Raw genomic sequence first — 13,976 nt, 5'->3', positions numbered from 1 at the left:
GCTATTGCAGTGTAGATAAATACTCTTCACACCAAGGAATGACAATTTCTCGGGTCAATGGTGCAAGTTGAGTTTCAGAATCATTTAAATCTATCCACTTCATTTCTGCAATTTCGGCTGCAATTTTAGGAGCCTGATCGAGCTGAACAAGATATAAATGACTCATCAAAATATGATCTGGCTCATTGGCAGCGGCTGTTTCGAAATGACCAATAAATTGCTCAATCACACAAGAGCTACCGACTTCTTCCAAAATTTCTCGCTGCATGGTGATCTCTGGTGCCTCATTAGGTTCAAGCTTGCCACCCACTTGCATAAAAGCATGTGTATTATGTTTTCTTACAAGCAACAACTGATTTTGCTCATTTAAGATCACTGCGGCAGCGACCGTAATTGTTTTCACCTATTTAACCTCGTTTATGGTTGAACATCTGCATTTGTCCATTTTGGAGCAGGAGCCTGATATTGCTCAAACTGTCGAAGAATATCTTCAATTTTGTCTGAGGCGATCAATTTATCAACGAACCGTGCTTGGCTGAATCCATTATCCACTGTTCCTTGAATCATTTTAAGTAAATCTTCATAAAAGCCCGCTACATTTAAGAAAGCACATGGCTTTTGATGAATACCTAATTGCGCCCAGGTCCATTGTTCAAAGATTTCTTCCAATGTACCAGCGCCACCCGGCAAAGCAATAAAGCCATCTGAAAGATCCGCCATCTTGGTTTTACGCTCATGCATATTTTCAACCACATATAATCTGGTTAAACCCGGATGAGCTAACTCACGATCAACTAAAGCACGAGGGATCACACCAATGACTTGTCCACCTGCTTGTAAGGCGCTATCGGCAACTACACCCATTAGGCCTGAGCGACTACCACCATAAACTAAGGTTTTACCTTGTTTTGCAATAGCCTCGCCTGTAGCTTGGGCAATTTTTTGGAAAATTGGGTCTGAACCAAGAGATGAACCACAGAAAATACAAATTGATTTCATAGTGTAAAAAACCGTTTTATTGAACTGTCATGCTGACAAACTAAACTATCGATAGAGTTTTTTTTTGCAAAATAGCGTATTGGCAAGTGTTTTTCGGCAAATCCTTGTCTAAAATACACCCATCCATTTCCATCAGACTGCGTGAGGAAAAAAGACACATGCTTGAAGCCTTTTATGCCACAGAACGCGGAAGTCTGGAAGATGCCACCATCAATGGTGGATTTGATCTACATCCCGAATTAGTCTGGGTTGATCTTATTGCACCCTCGCAAGAAGAGCAACAATGGGTATTAGATGCCTATGACCAAAATTTACCAACACTAAAGTCGCTTGAAGACATTTCATCTTCTGCACGATTTTACCGTGATGATGACGGTATTTTGCACATCAGTACTTATTTTTTAACGAAAAATAAAAATTATCAGGTGGACGGTGACGCAGAAGACTCATCACATATTTTAGCAATGGTGCAAACGGTCGCTTTCATTTTGCATAAAGACCGCCTCTTTACGATGCGCGGAGAAAAATTAGTTGCGTTTCGCGCCTTTCGGGCACGCGCTCGTCGAAATGACTATGACATGGACTATAAAGATCCAACGTGGATTTTATTAGGTCTTCTTGAAGCAAAACTCGATGAGCTTGCGGATATCTTAGAAGATATCCACAAAGATTTAGAAAAATACTCCACAGAGGTTCTTAATAACCACCAACGTGAAAAAATTCTAGATCTCGATGACATGATTACGCGCCTAGCTCAACAAGAAGATATGCTAGGAAAAGCACAGCTTTGTCTGATTGATTTACGACGAGTACTTACTTTTTTATCGCGTCCGCGAGCATTAGGCAGTCATATCTATGATGCTGACATTCGAGAGCTCAGTGAAGATGTGCGTTCACTGGTAGAACATGATGCGTTCTTATTCCAAAAAGTACGATTCTTACTTGATACGACGTCCGGATTCATTAACACCGAACAGAATGACACGATTCGTCGATTCTCGATCTTACCAAGCATGTTAGCTCCTCCGATGCTTATCGCCAGTATTTACGGCATGAACACTGATGTATTACCTTTTGCACATGGTACGACCAGTTTCTTCGTTGTTTTACTCATTATTATGGGTTTCTTTATTGGGCCGATCATTTATTTCCGCTGGAAAAAATGGATCTAAGCTTTGTAATAAAATGCTAATTTCGAGCATAAAAAAGCACCTAAATATAGGTGCTTTTTTACATCTAAAACATCAGATCATTTGCAGGTCGTCCTGCAAATGACAGGCTTGAATGATCTTCAGCATTTTTTCAGGGACATTTTTAAAATGCAAACCAGTATTTTTGGGAGTCTCTCGTAACCATTGAACTAAAACAGCCAAGGCCAAGGTACTACCATGCTCAAGCTCAGTTAAATCCACCACAAGTGGGAAGCTTTGCTGCTTCTTTATGATAGCCAAACCTGCTTGATACTGTTGTTCCGCATTTTCAAAATCAATTTTTCCCGAAACAACCAATTGTTGGTTGAGATACTGAACCACACGTCACCTACTTATTTCTTTTTGTTTTGATTAACAGCCGCGTCTGCATCAGGTTGGAAAGTTGCAATTGCTTTATTTAAATCACCGCCATTGCGTTTCACTGTTGCAGCAAACTGATTACGGAACTGTAATCCTAGATCAATACCAGAGACATTGATATTACGGATTTTCCATTGAGTACCTTTGTCAGCTAACTGGAAAGAAACAGGAATTTTTTCACCATTGTGATTAAAGTCCAATGTCACTACAGGGTTCTTACCCGCAGTTGCCTTGTAAGGACGCATGGTATAGCTTTGATTTGTATATTTAGCAAATGCGCTACCGTAATTTTCAATTAATGTATTACGGAAGTTTGTTTCAAACTGAGCACGCTGTGCAGCTGTACTATACTGATTCGTCGCATAAGTACCCATCACAATACGAGTGAACGCTTGTGAATCAACATACGGGTCTAAGTTCTGACGTACAATTGATTTTACTAAAGCAGGATTGTTCTGCAACTTAGCATGATCTGCTTTTAAACGAGCGATCAAGCCATCAGCAACACGCTTGATAAAATCAGGTGGTGCTTCCGAAGGTGCAGCAAAAGCTGTACCTGCAATCATAGTAGACAAAAGACTTGCTGTCAGGGTTTGTTTAAACAACGTATTCACCTGGAACCACTCCTTCAAATAAACTCTTACTCAACAAATGACGGCTGTGCACTGCTGTCGGTACTTGCAGGAGCTTTTTCTTCTGCTGAGGATGAACCAGCGGCAACTTTACCTGCGCCACCACCAGTAATAAATTTACTAATTAAATCTTCTAAATCCATGGTTCCCTGGGTATTTGAAATTGTATCGCCACGTTTAAGATAGTTTAAACCACCACCTGGAACGACTTTCAAATATTTCTCACCCAATAAACCATTGGTTGCAACCATTATATAAGCATCCTCATCAATACTGGTGATGGAGGACATGTTACTGATCAGTTGCTGTTCCATTGCTTTTTGTTGCTCTGGGGAAGCCTGCGTATAATCAGAACTATAACGTAGTTCATCTAAAGCATTTTTTTGAACTTCTTTTAGCTGCTCAGCATTAAAACTTGTCAATTTTCCATCTAAACCAAACGTTACGGTAGCCAAACGCGTAACTGGATCAAGGGTAATTGAATCAACACGACCAATTGTGACACCGCTCATCGTTACTTTAGCACGAGGCTTTAAACCATTGACGTTATCAAACTGAGCCTTCATGGTATAACTATCATTTAAGTTAGTACCAACAAGGCCACTAACTTTCATGGCTAAAAAGAACAAGGCAATACCGAAGATAATAACAAAGATACCTACGGCCAGCTCACTACTACGTGATTTCATTAAATCCCTCCGAACATGACCGCAGTCAACACGAAATCAAAACCTAAAACACATAATGAAGAATATACAACTGTTCTCGTCATTGCAGTTGCGATTCCTTCTGGAGTTGGATCACACGCATATCCTTGATATACCGCAATCCATGTACACAACAAAGCAAACACAATACTTTTGATAATGCCATTTACGACATCATGCCCAAATTGCACATTGTTTTGCATTCCGCTCCAGAATGAGCCTTCATCGACGCCAAGAAAATCGACACCTACCATTTTACCGCCCACAATACCAATCGCAGCAAAAATGACAGTTAGCATCGGTAAACTGACCACTCCCGCCCAAAGACGCGGTGATACGATTTGTTTTAATGGGTCAACCCCGATCATTTCCATGCTGGCAAGTTGTTCACTTTGCTTCATTGAACCAATTTCTGCTGTTAATGCAGAACCTGCTCGGCCAGCAAATAATAAAGCAGCAACCACAGGTGCCAATTCACGCAGCAATGTTAAAGACACCATTGTGCCTAGCATTGATTCACTGCCGACGTTCACTAAAATTGAGTATCCTTGTAAACCCAGTACCAAACCAATAAATAGGCCCGACACAGTGATAATTAACAAAGACATCACTCCTACCCGATGCATTTGGTAAATAAATCGTCCAAAACCACCAGATGAAGGAAAAGAAAAAACAATTTGTAAGAGCATTAGTGCCGCAACACCAATCCCTCGAATCCGCTCAATAACGAGTCTACCTAACCAGGCAATCGTATTCATGGACGAACCTCGTTATCTAAATAGGCTTGATGACTAAATTGGTATTCAACTGGTCCTTCTGCCGAACCTGTTAAGAATTGGCGCACAAATGGAGAAGCATATGCCTGTAATTCTTCTGGTGTTCCTTCCCCCTGAATTTTTCCTTCTGCTACAACATAAATGTAGTCAGCAATAGAAAGGGTTTCGGGAACGTCATGCGAAACAATAATTGTGGTTAAATCTAAAGCTTCTCGCAATGAACGGATTAAACGTGTCAAAACACCTTTTACAATAGGGTCTTGCCCTGCAAACGGTTCATCGTACATGATTAAATCGGGGTCAAGCGCGATCGCACGTGCCAAAGCGACACGACGGTTCATACCACCTGAGAGTTCTGTAGGCATTAATTGTTCAGAACCACGTAAGCCTACTGATTCAAGTTTTAATGCAACCAGTTCAGCAATTAGATTTTCAGGAAGCTTGGTATGTGCTCGAATTGGGAATGCTACATTTTCATAGACAGACATATCCGTAAATAAAGCACCGCTCTGAAATAACATTCCCATACGTGCACGGGCTGAAAAAAGTTCCTGACGAGACATTTTTGCAATATCTTTACCGTCGAGCAAAACTTCACCCTGATCAGGAACTAACTGTCCACCGATCAGACGTAATAATGTTGTTTTACCTGTACCAGAAGGTCCCATAATAGCCGTAATCTGGCCACGACGTATATTTAAACTAATATTGTCATAAATGACGCGTTCCCCTCGATTAAAACTCAAATTTTTCACTTCAATAAGTGGTTGAGTCGAGAGAGGAGTTTTATTATTCATAATGGCAATCGTTCCTGCACTTTTATGCACGCATACTATAACACTGAAAATTGGCAAACTTGTTGTTATTTTGACAAAAGCAAAGCTAACTTAGTTGGTAGAAATAGAAGAGGTATGTTCGTAAAAAGAGGTTAATTCAGAAATTTGAAACTGCTCAATAGAACTTCCAGTTATAAAAGCATAGGCAAAATAAACCCCATTACACAAAACAAGTGCAATAAAAAGATAAGGCAAGCCATGCTGAACTAATAAGTTCTTCAACTGTGCCATTATTGTTTCTTTTCGTTTACTTTTACTCATTATTTAATAAAAAATTGAACCAATTCACACTTTGTTATTTTATAACAAAACTGAAAAATAAGAAAGGCCAGTATTTCTACTGGCCTTTCTTTAAACAAACTATTGATTAACGGTCGAATTTACGACGCGGTTTATCATCAAAACTACGACGTGGACGATCTTCACCACCGAAGCTACGTTTTGGGCGATCTTCGCCACCAAACGCTGGACGCTCACCACGTGGTTTATCATCAAAGCTACGACGCGGTTTATCGTTAAAGCCACCTTCGCGGCGTGGACGATCTGAGTTGAACTCACGACGTGGACGATCTTCGCCACCAAATGATGGACGTTCACCACGTGGTTTGTCATCAAAGCTACGACGCGGACGATCTTCACCACCGAAAGTACGTTTTGGACGGTCACCAAAACCATTTTCACGACGTGGTTTGTAATCTACACGGTTACCACGGTTGTCATCATTTGAGTCAAAACGCGGTTTATCGTTGAAGCCACCTTCGCGACGCGGACGATCTGAGTTGAACTCACGACGTGGACGATCTTCAAAACCACCTTCACGGCGTGGGCGATCTGAATTGAACTCGCGACGTGGACGATCTTCGCCACCAAATGATGGACGTTCACCACGTGGTTTGTCATCAAAGCTACGACGTGGACGGTCATCACGACCACCTTCACGGCGTTTGAAGTTGCTTTCGCCTTCAAAACGACGACCACCGCCAAAACCGCCACCACGACGACCATCACGACCACCGTTGCCGCCACGACCACGACCACCGCCATCACGACCTGAACGAGCAGGAGGTGGAGATGGCTCTAAGCCTTCAATTTCAGAAACACTTAAACGTGCATCTAAATAGTCTTCAAGCGCACGGATTTTACCGCGTTCACGATAAGTCGCTAAAGTAATTGCTTGACCTGTACGACCAGCACGACCTGTACGACCAATACGGTGTACATAGTCTTCATGTTTCATTGGTAAACCGAAGTTAATTACGTGAGAAATTGTCGGTACATCAAGACCACGTGCAGCAACATCTGTCGCTACCAAGATTTTTGCACGGCCTTCACGAATACTACGTAAACGACGGTTACGAACTGTTTGTGGCATTGCACCGTGAAGTGCAACTACAGAATGACCTGCTTCTGCAAGTTCTTCAGCCAACATATCTGTATCTTCTTGAGTGCTCGCGAATACAACCGCTTGATCAAGAGTTTCATCAGCCAACCAGTGAGTCAGAAGTTTCTTCTTGTGTTCGAAACCATCTGTCCAGTGTAAAGTTTGGGTGATGTCAGTGTTTGTACTGTGACCTGTTTCAATAGCAATACGCTCAGGTTCATTCATCATGCGCTCAGCAAGACGAATAATACGGTCAGCGAAAGTTGCAGAGAACATTAATGTTTGACGACGGTTACCAGCTAAATCGCTGATTGCTTCTAAATCTTCAGAGAAGCCGAGGTCTAACATACGGTCAGCTTCGTCAACGATTAAAGCTTCAACTTTATCTAACTTTAATTGACGACGGTTTACTAAATCTAATAAACGACCTGGAGTCGCAACAATAACTTGCGCGCCTTTAAGTTGTTGGATTTGCTTACCAAAAGGCATACCACCCATGATTGCAGCAATACGAACACCTTTCATGTGACGTACGAAAGCAATCGCATCTTGGCTAACTTGTTGAGCCAATTCACGTGTTGGGCATAAAACTAAAATATTAGGTTGGGTCACAGCTTTCATACGTTCTTTGAACGGAACAAAAGTTTCTTGACCAGCTAAATTATGTAATGTCGGTAATAAAAATGCCGCAGTTTTACCAGAACCAGTCTGGCTAGATACTAGAAGGTCTTTTCCTTCTAAAGCTGCAGGAATAGATTGTTCTTGCACAGGAGTCGGGGTAGTAAAACCTAAACCTTCAAGCGCTTGTTGTAAGGTTTCATGCAAAGAAAATTCGGCAAAAGTTTTGCTCATAGAGAGTTTCACCCTAGTGGGTGCTCCATTTTTAATAAATACAAAATAGACATCGGCACAAAGCGGCAAAGCAAAGTTAGCTGAAACGTTTTTTCAGCAGCAATCCGAGTAACGACGATGTGGACTAAACGCACGCTTGATTACGGCCGAACCTGAAGAATCGCTGAGCGATCGGGGCGCAAGAAATGGTCCTCTCTATGGACAGCGTGCGCTTACAATGAATAGAACAGAATGTTCAGGTAATGAACGGAAATTTAAGTGCGTGGGCGGATTATAGCAGAAAGAAATTAAAAGTCATGTGTTTTAATCAACTTTCTTCATATTTATTGAACTCAGTAACATTTACCCATGGCTAAAAAAATAAAACCCTCTGATAATAGAGGGTTTTATTTATAAATAATTAAATTATTTTGCGGCTTGAGCCCAAGCTGGAACTACAGTTTGCATTAAAGGTTTTAGCATTTTTAGTGAACTTGCAAGCACTTGACCATTTTCAAGAGATTCATTACCACCGCGTGCATCAACCACTACACCGCCTGCTTCTTTAATAATAAGCTCACCAGCAGCGATATCCCATGGTTTTAAACCAAGCTCAAAGAAACCATCAAAACGACCAGCAGCAACATATGCTAAATCTAGGGCAGCTGAACCACCACGACGAATTTGTGCGCCTGCTTGAGTAACCGCTAATAATGAAGCAAAGTGTTGTTCTGCATAAGATACGATCTCACCAGCACGTTTAGCACGGTAAGGATGGCCCACTGCCAAGAATGTATTTTCTAAAGTATCTTTTACATTTACACGAATACGGCGTTGGTTCATAACCGCACCGCGACCGCGACTTGCAGAGAATAATTCGTCACGTACTGGGTCGTAGATTACGCCGTGCTGAGTAACGCCTTTATGCTGAACTGCAATAGAGATACAGAAATGAGGGAAACCATTAATAAAGTTTTGCGTGCCATCAAGTGGGTCGATTACCCAGCACCAGTCTGCATCGTGGCCTTTGCCTTCTTGCAAACCAAACTCTTCACCTAAGAAGCTATGGTTTTTATAACTTTTACGTAATGTATCAATCGTCAATTGTTCCAAATAACGATCTACACGTGTTACTGGGCCATCAATGCCTTTCTCTTCAACTTGCAAATCGAGTTTATGACGATTTTGATGCGCTTTTAAAAGCTCTTGACCAACTGTTTGAGCCGCACGCGCAGCCATAACCACCATAGGTTCCATTGAACACCCACTACAATACAAATTTGAAGATTTTGACAAAGAATAATGCATAAAAGCGCATACATTTTAGCAAATGAATGCGCTTTAGGGGAAAAAATGTTTCAAAAATTTTATTAAAGGCTTAAACCACCTGATTTAGCTTAAGCCAAGCTCGTTCAATTGAGTTCAAAATACCTTTAGCATCTAGGCCACAATCTTGTAGCATTTGGCCATGTGACGCTTGCTGCAAGAACAAATCTGGCAGACCTAAATTAATGATAGGTTTAACAATTTGTTCTTGTGCCATGAACTCATTTACTGCACTGCCTGCACCACCCATAATCGCGTGTTCTTCAACAGTTACAAATAATTGTGTATGTTCAGCCAAATCACGAATAATTTTTTCATCAAGTGGTTTCACAAAACGCATATTTACAACACGCACACCAACATCATGTTTTTGTGAAAATTGCTCAGCAGCTTCTATGGCAACCATAACGCGACTACCAAACGCTAAAATCGTAATCTGCTCATCACAAGCAGGTTTAATTTCAGCAATGACTTCTGCCTTGCCTAATTCAATAGCAGTTAGCTCTTGCTGAATTTCAACACCTACCCCAGCACCACGAGGGTAACGTACTGCTGCTGGCCCATTATAAGCATAGGCAGTATGCAACATCTGGCGGCATTCATTTTCATCTTTTGGTGCCATGATGACCATGTTCGGAACTGTACGCATATATGCATAGTCATATGCACCAGCATGAGTTGGACCATCTTCACCAACCAAACCAGCACGGTCAATACCGAAAGTTACATCAAGATTTTGTAATGCAACATCATGAATAAGTTGGTCGTAACCACGTTGCAAGAATGTTGAATAGATTGCAACAACAGGTTTTAACCCTTCACACGCCATTCCTGCTGCAAGTGTTAATGCATGCTGTTCAGCAATTGCAACATCGAAGAAACGTTTTGGAAATTCTTTAGCAAACTTAACCATGCCCGAGCCTTCACACATGGCTGGAGTAATCGCTAATAAACGTTCATCCTGTGCAGCTTCATCACACAACCATTGACCAAATACATCAGAATATTTTGGTGGCGTTTTACCTGCTGAAGTCGCATTAATTTTGCCAATTGCATGATAGGTAATTGGGTCAGCTTCTGCCGGAGTAAAGCCTTTACCTTTTTTAGTATAGACGTGGACTAAGCGTGGACCTTTACGCTTTTTCAATGCATTAAATACTTGAACGAGTTGATTTACATCATGTCCATCAAAAGGACCGAAGTAGTCAAAACCAATTGCTTTAAATAAATTATCGGCCGCATCTGTTGCCGATTGATGTAAACGAGAGTTGTACGTCCATTTCGGATGCGGCTGTACATAAGCCTCACCATGTTCATCGACATTAACTAAATGACCTTTTTCCCAAATTGCAGCTAAATGCTTAGCAAAACCACCTGTACTGCAAGAAATCGACATGTCATTGTCATTAAGTACAACAATTAAATCAGCATCGTGTGCCACAGCATCGTTCATGGCTTCAAATGCCATACCTGCTGTCATTGCGCCATCACCCACAATACAAACAACTTCACATGGGTCATTTTGATATCGACGTGCTAAAGACATTCCCAAACCTGCCGAAATTGCAGTTGATGAATGCCCTACTCCAAAAGTATCAAAAACTGATTCTTCTCTAGCTGGAAATGCTGCTAAACCATTCTTAGCACGGATTGTTGTCATTTGCTCACGGCGACCAGTCAAGACTTTATGGGGGTACGCCTGATGACCTACATCCCAAACTAATCGGTCATTTGGAGTATTAAAGCAATAATGCAGCGCAACCGTCAGCTCAACCACGCCGAGGTTAGCACCGAAATGGCCACCACTCTGGCCTGCTGCATATAAAATATATTGACGCAACTCATCAGCCACTTGAACCAATTGGCTATGCTCGAGCTGACGTAATTGTTGAGGATGATCAATTGCATCTAACAATGGCGTAACAGGGCGTTGAGTTGGAATTTCGGTATACAACATATGTGGCAAAGCCTTTATAAGCCTGGCAAATCCTAAGCTGGGTCAAAATGGGTCGATCATACAATCGAATGAAGTCACCTTCAATCAGCCACATTTGCGAACGAGGTCATGCAAAGCAGTCTCTCATACAGTATGGGTATGGTTGGCAGATTATCCTGAATAATCTGACTATTTATCAACTATTATCGTCTTCTTTATACAAAAAAGAAAACCTTAGTGCTCAAAATGATTATGACAATTCGACCAATCTCCCAGCATTACGCTATACTTTAAACCGTTTTCGGTTAAAAGATGAGTTAATCTGTGCCTATAGAGTTCATTGCAACATCAAAACTCCCGACTGCTTTTGGTGAATTCAATATTTCTGTGTTTCAAGATCCAGTATCAGGTGAAGAACATGTGGCACTGTCTAAAGGGTTAGAAAATCCACCCACAGGCCCTGTTTTAGTACGTGTTCATTCAGAATGCTTAACAGGTGATGCTTTTGCGTCATTAAAATGTGACTGCGGCCCTCAATTACAGGCAACTCAAAAGCTCATTAACGAAGCAGGTCAAGGCGTTATTTTATATTTACGCCAAGAAGGCCGTGGTATTGGGCTTACGAATAAAATTCGTGCGTATGCCTTACAAGATCAAGGTCATGACACGGTAGATGCAAATTTACTTTTAAATTTGCCAGCTGATGCGCGCCGTTATGACATGTGTAGCATTATGCTCGATCACTTAAAAGTAAAAGAAGTTAAGTTAATTACTAACAATCCTTTGAAAATTCAGGCACTCAAGGATCAAGGTATTAATGTGGTTGGTCGTGTTCCTTTAACGGTTGGACGTAATCCTTTTAATGAACAATATTTAAAAACTAAACGTGAACGCATGGATCACCTTTATCAAAAAGATGATTTCTAAAACAAAATTATAAACTTAAAAATAATTGGAAGGGATTTTTAAGACATTTCTTAAAAATCCCTTACTTTTTTTATGGTTTTGTGTTTTGATGTATCTATCTCCTATCTCAATCATCTTTGAGGGTCACTATGCAACATCCGACTTCAACAGATATTCAACGTGTCCGCGAATTTCTCCTCGATTTACAAGCCCGTATTTGTGCTGGTTTAGAACAACAAGAAAAAGCTGGCGGTGGTACGGGTGAATTCATTATTGATGATTGGGAACGTCCAGAAGGTGGTGGTGGTCGTTCACGAGTTTTACAAAATGGCACCGTGATTGAAAAAGGTGGTGTGATGTTTTCTCACATCAACATTAGTAAACTGCCCACTTCTGCTACAGAAAGACATCCTCAAATTGCTGGTGCTAAAGCACAAGCGCTTGGTGTGTCATTAGTCATTCACCCTAAAAACCCGAATATTCCAACCTCCCATGCCAATGTACGTTTATTCGTTGCAGAGCCTGAAGGACAAGATCCAATTTGGTGGTTTGGCGGTGGTTTTGACTTAACACCGTTCTATCCAGATGAACAGGATGTTATCGACTGGCATCAAGCCGCATATGACCTATGCCAGCCTTTTGGTGACAATGTCTACGCTGAACATAAAAAATGGTGTGATGACTATTTCTATCTAAAACATCGAGATGAACAGCGTGGTGTCGGTGGTTTATTCTTTGATGATTTAAATTGCTGGGATTTCGAAACCTGCTTTAAATATATCCAAGCTGTAGGCAATGGTTATTTAAATGCCATTCTGCCAATTTTTGAAAAACATCGTGAACAGCCTTATACCGAAGCTCAACGAGAGTTCCAGCTTTACCGTCGTGGTCGTTATGTCGAATATAATTTAGTCTATGACCGCGGAACATTGTTTGGCTTACAAACAGGTGGACGTATTGAGTCTATTTTAGTCAGCCTGCCTAATCTTGCAGCTTGGTCATATCGTCCACAATGGGATGAAGACTCACCAGAGAAATGTTTAACCGACTATTACTTAAAACCACGTGATTGGTTAAACCTAAAAGAAAAAGTTGCTTAATTTTTTGCTTTTCGGAGATTCTTTGGCTTCCACCCTAAAGAATCTCCTTTTTTATTTCCAATTTTCCAAAACTCATTCAAATATTTTTTCTTATTAAAATTTGGCTTATAGTGAGGCCTGCTGAAAATTCAGTACAGACTTTATCTGCCTCATGCCATTTTAAAATTTTGGATATAAGAATGACCAAACAGTTTGCAGTAATTGGCAACCCCATCGAACAATCACGCTCTCCTGAATTGCATCATGCTTTCGCTCAAAAAACAGGTGTTGACCTAGACTACCAAAAACGTCTCGCACCTCTTGATGGTTTTGAGCCGAGTATGCGTAGTTTCTTTGAAAATGGCGGGAGTGGCATGAACGTTACCGTACCGTTCAAAGAACAGGCGTTTGCTTTGTGTGATGTGCTGACTGAACGTGCTCAAATTGCCAAAGCTGTAAATACACTTTGGATGGAAAATGGCAAATTGCATGGTGACAATACAGATGGCCAAGGCTTAGTTGCCGCAATTCAAGCTTTAGATTGGAACCTAGAAAATACAACTATTTTAATTTTAGGTGCTGGTGGTGCAACTCGTGGTGTTATTTACCCGCTTGTGCAGGCTGGCGCTAAAAAGATTGTGATTGCAAACCGGACTATTGCTCGTGCTGATCAACTTGTAGATGACTTAAAAGCAGCAGTCCCACAAGCTCAATTACAAGCAATTTCTCTAAATGAGCTAGAAGGGAAATTTGATATTGTAATTAATGCAACTTCTGCAAGCCTATCTGGTGATGCATTACAACTACCAGAAAGTCTAGAGTTCAAATATGCCTATGAGATGGCCTATGGCAAGTCATCTAGCTTCCTTGATCAAGCAAAACAACGCAATGTGCCTTATGCAGAAGGTTTTGGCATGCTCGTTGGTCAAGCGATTGAAGCCTTCTATATCTGGAATGGCGTAAAGCCAGAATTAAAAGATTTTCTATAAGTCAAAA

The 13,976-nt window shown here is 41.1% G+C and carries 15 protein-coding genes; 4 read left to right on the top strand and 11 right to left on the bottom strand.

Annotation, left to right across the window (positions count from 1 at the left end; genetic code table 11):
- Window position 1: 1 nt before the first annotated feature.
- A complete protein-coding gene (locus KTJ10_RS12445; RefSeq protein ID WP_068563866.1) occupies window positions 2-403 on the bottom strand; it encodes an NUDIX hydrolase in 402 nt (133 codons plus the stop codon).
- 14 nt (window positions 404-417) lie between these two features.
- Window positions 418-999, bottom strand: a complete 582-nt coding sequence (locus tag KTJ10_RS12440) for a TIGR00730 family Rossman fold protein (protein WP_262442127.1) — start codon at window positions 997-999, stop codon at window positions 418-420.
- A 158-nt stretch (window positions 1,000-1,157) separates the two neighbouring features.
- On the opposite strand from KTJ10_RS12440, the gene KTJ10_RS12435 reads away from it, so the two are divergent.
- Complete coding sequence (locus tag KTJ10_RS12435) at window positions 1,158-2,171, top strand: magnesium and cobalt transport protein CorA (protein WP_068563869.1); 1,014 nt, start codon at window positions 1,158-1,160, stop codon at window positions 2,169-2,171.
- Between the two features lie 72 nt (window positions 2,172-2,243).
- Here KTJ10_RS12435 and KTJ10_RS12430 read toward each other — a convergent pair whose 3' ends face one another.
- The 9 genes from KTJ10_RS12430 to dxs form a co-directional block, all read right to left on the bottom strand.
- Window positions 2,244-2,531, bottom strand: coding sequence for a lipid asymmetry maintenance protein MlaB (locus tag KTJ10_RS12430; protein ID WP_005078357.1), 288 nt, complete (start codon window positions 2,529-2,531; stop codon window positions 2,244-2,246).
- Window positions 2,532-2,542: 11 nt separating this feature from the next.
- The gene (locus KTJ10_RS12425; protein WP_002116826.1) at window positions 2,543-3,184 is read right to left on the bottom strand and encodes a phospholipid-binding protein MlaC; all 642 of its coding nucleotides are present in this window, start codon (window positions 3,182-3,184) and stop codon (window positions 2,543-2,545) included.
- 26 nt (window positions 3,185-3,210) lie between these two features.
- On the bottom strand, window positions 3,211-3,891 hold the full coding sequence (locus tag KTJ10_RS12420) for an outer membrane lipid asymmetry maintenance protein MlaD (protein ID WP_005067241.1): 681 nt from the start codon (window positions 3,889-3,891) through the stop codon (window positions 3,211-3,213).
- The gene (gene mlaE, locus KTJ10_RS12415; RefSeq protein WP_002117010.1) at window positions 3,891-4,667 is read right to left on the bottom strand and encodes a lipid asymmetry maintenance ABC transporter permease subunit MlaE; all 777 of its coding nucleotides are present in this window, start codon (window positions 4,665-4,667) and stop codon (window positions 3,891-3,893) included. Before mlaE ends, KTJ10_RS12420 begins: the two co-directional genes overlap by 1 nt.
- Window positions 4,664-5,482 carry an ABC transporter ATP-binding protein gene (locus tag KTJ10_RS12410; RefSeq protein WP_002116999.1) on the bottom strand — a complete coding sequence of 273 codons (819 nt, stop codon included), beginning with the start codon at window positions 5,480-5,482 and terminating at the stop codon, window positions 4,664-4,666. The genes mlaE and KTJ10_RS12410 overlap by 4 nt, the downstream gene beginning before the upstream one ends.
- Before the next feature lie 90 nt (window positions 5,483-5,572).
- Window positions 5,573-5,782 carry a hypothetical protein gene (locus KTJ10_RS12405; RefSeq protein ID WP_005067237.1) on the bottom strand — a complete coding sequence of 70 codons (210 nt, stop codon included), beginning with the start codon at window positions 5,780-5,782 and terminating at the stop codon, window positions 5,573-5,575.
- A 106-nt stretch (window positions 5,783-5,888) separates the two neighbouring features.
- Complete coding sequence (locus KTJ10_RS12400; protein ID WP_199978359.1) at window positions 5,889-7,754, bottom strand: DEAD/DEAH box helicase; 1,866 nt, start codon at window positions 7,752-7,754, stop codon at window positions 5,889-5,891.
- 405 nt (window positions 7,755-8,159) lie between these two features.
- The gene (locus KTJ10_RS12395; protein WP_005078362.1) at window positions 8,160-8,990 is read right to left on the bottom strand and encodes an inositol monophosphatase family protein; all 831 of its coding nucleotides are present in this window, start codon (window positions 8,988-8,990) and stop codon (window positions 8,160-8,162) included.
- Window positions 8,991-9,111: 121 nt separating this feature from the next.
- The gene (gene dxs / locus KTJ10_RS12390) at window positions 9,112-11,016 is read right to left on the bottom strand and encodes a 1-deoxy-D-xylulose-5-phosphate synthase (RefSeq protein WP_262442126.1); all 1,905 of its coding nucleotides are present in this window, start codon (window positions 11,014-11,016) and stop codon (window positions 9,112-9,114) included.
- Between the two features lie 303 nt (window positions 11,017-11,319).
- Between dxs and ribA the strand changes: the two genes are divergently transcribed.
- The 3 genes from ribA (at window position 11,320) to aroE (ending at window position 13,969) form a co-directional block, all read left to right on the top strand.
- Window positions 11,320-11,922 carry a GTP cyclohydrolase II gene (gene ribA, locus KTJ10_RS12385; RefSeq protein ID WP_002116908.1) on the top strand — a complete coding sequence of 201 codons (603 nt, stop codon included), beginning with the start codon at window positions 11,320-11,322 and terminating at the stop codon, window positions 11,920-11,922.
- Between the two features lie 128 nt (window positions 11,923-12,050).
- Window positions 12,051-13,001, top strand: a complete 951-nt coding sequence (hemF, locus tag KTJ10_RS12380; protein ID WP_213385300.1) for an oxygen-dependent coproporphyrinogen oxidase — start codon at window positions 12,051-12,053, stop codon at window positions 12,999-13,001.
- Window positions 13,002-13,180: 179 nt separating this feature from the next.
- Window positions 13,181-13,969, top strand: a complete 789-nt coding sequence (aroE, locus tag KTJ10_RS12375) for a shikimate dehydrogenase (protein WP_199992165.1) — start codon at window positions 13,181-13,183, stop codon at window positions 13,967-13,969.
- The last annotated feature ends 7 nt before the right edge of the window (window positions 13,970-13,976 follow it).

Origin of the sequence: Acinetobacter sp. WU_MDCI_Abxc222, assembly GCF_025514755.1 — a bacterium.
Lineage (GTDB): Bacteria > Pseudomonadota > Gammaproteobacteria > Pseudomonadales > Moraxellaceae > Acinetobacter > Acinetobacter geminorum.
The sequence above is the reverse complement of the archived record's forward strand: the minus strand, read 5'-3'. Positions and strand labels throughout refer to the sequence as shown.

Bases quoted from the DNA above. Each gene is read 5' to 3' on its own strand.
- KTJ10_RS12440 (WP_262442127.1), bottom strand. From the start codon at position 999: ATGAAATCAATTTGTATTTTCTGTGGTTCATCTCTTGGTTCAGACCCA.
- KTJ10_RS12435 (WP_068563869.1), top strand. From the start codon at position 1,158: ATGCTTGAAGCCTTTTATGCCACAGAACGCGGAAGTCTGGAAGATGCC.
- KTJ10_RS12420 (WP_005067241.1), bottom strand. From the start codon at position 3,891: ATGAAATCACGTAGTAGTGAGCTGGCCGTAGGTATCTTTGTTATTATC.
- mlaE (WP_002117010.1), bottom strand. From the start codon at position 4,667: ATGAATACGATTGCCTGGTTAGGTAGACTCGTTATTGAGCGGATTCGA.
- KTJ10_RS12410 (WP_002116999.1), bottom strand. From the start codon at position 5,482: ATGAATAATAAAACTCCTCTCTCGACTCAACCACTTATTGAAGTGAAA.
- KTJ10_RS12405 (WP_005067237.1), bottom strand. From the start codon at position 5,782: ATGAGTAAAAGTAAACGAAAAGAAACAATAATGGCACAGTTGAAGAAC.
- KTJ10_RS12400 (WP_199978359.1), bottom strand. From the start codon at position 7,754: ATGAGCAAAACTTTTGCCGAATTTTCTTTGCATGAAACCTTACAACAA.
- KTJ10_RS12395 (WP_005078362.1), bottom strand. From the start codon at position 8,990: ATGGAACCTATGGTGGTTATGGCTGCGCGTGCGGCTCAAACAGTTGGT.
- dxs (WP_262442126.1), bottom strand. From the start codon at position 11,016: ATGTTGTATACCGAAATTCCAACTCAACGCCCTGTTACGCCATTGTTA.
- hemF (WP_213385300.1), top strand. From the start codon at position 12,051: ATGCAACATCCGACTTCAACAGATATTCAACGTGTCCGCGAATTTCTC.
- aroE (WP_199992165.1), top strand. From the start codon at position 13,181: ATGACCAAACAGTTTGCAGTAATTGGCAACCCCATCGAACAATCACGC.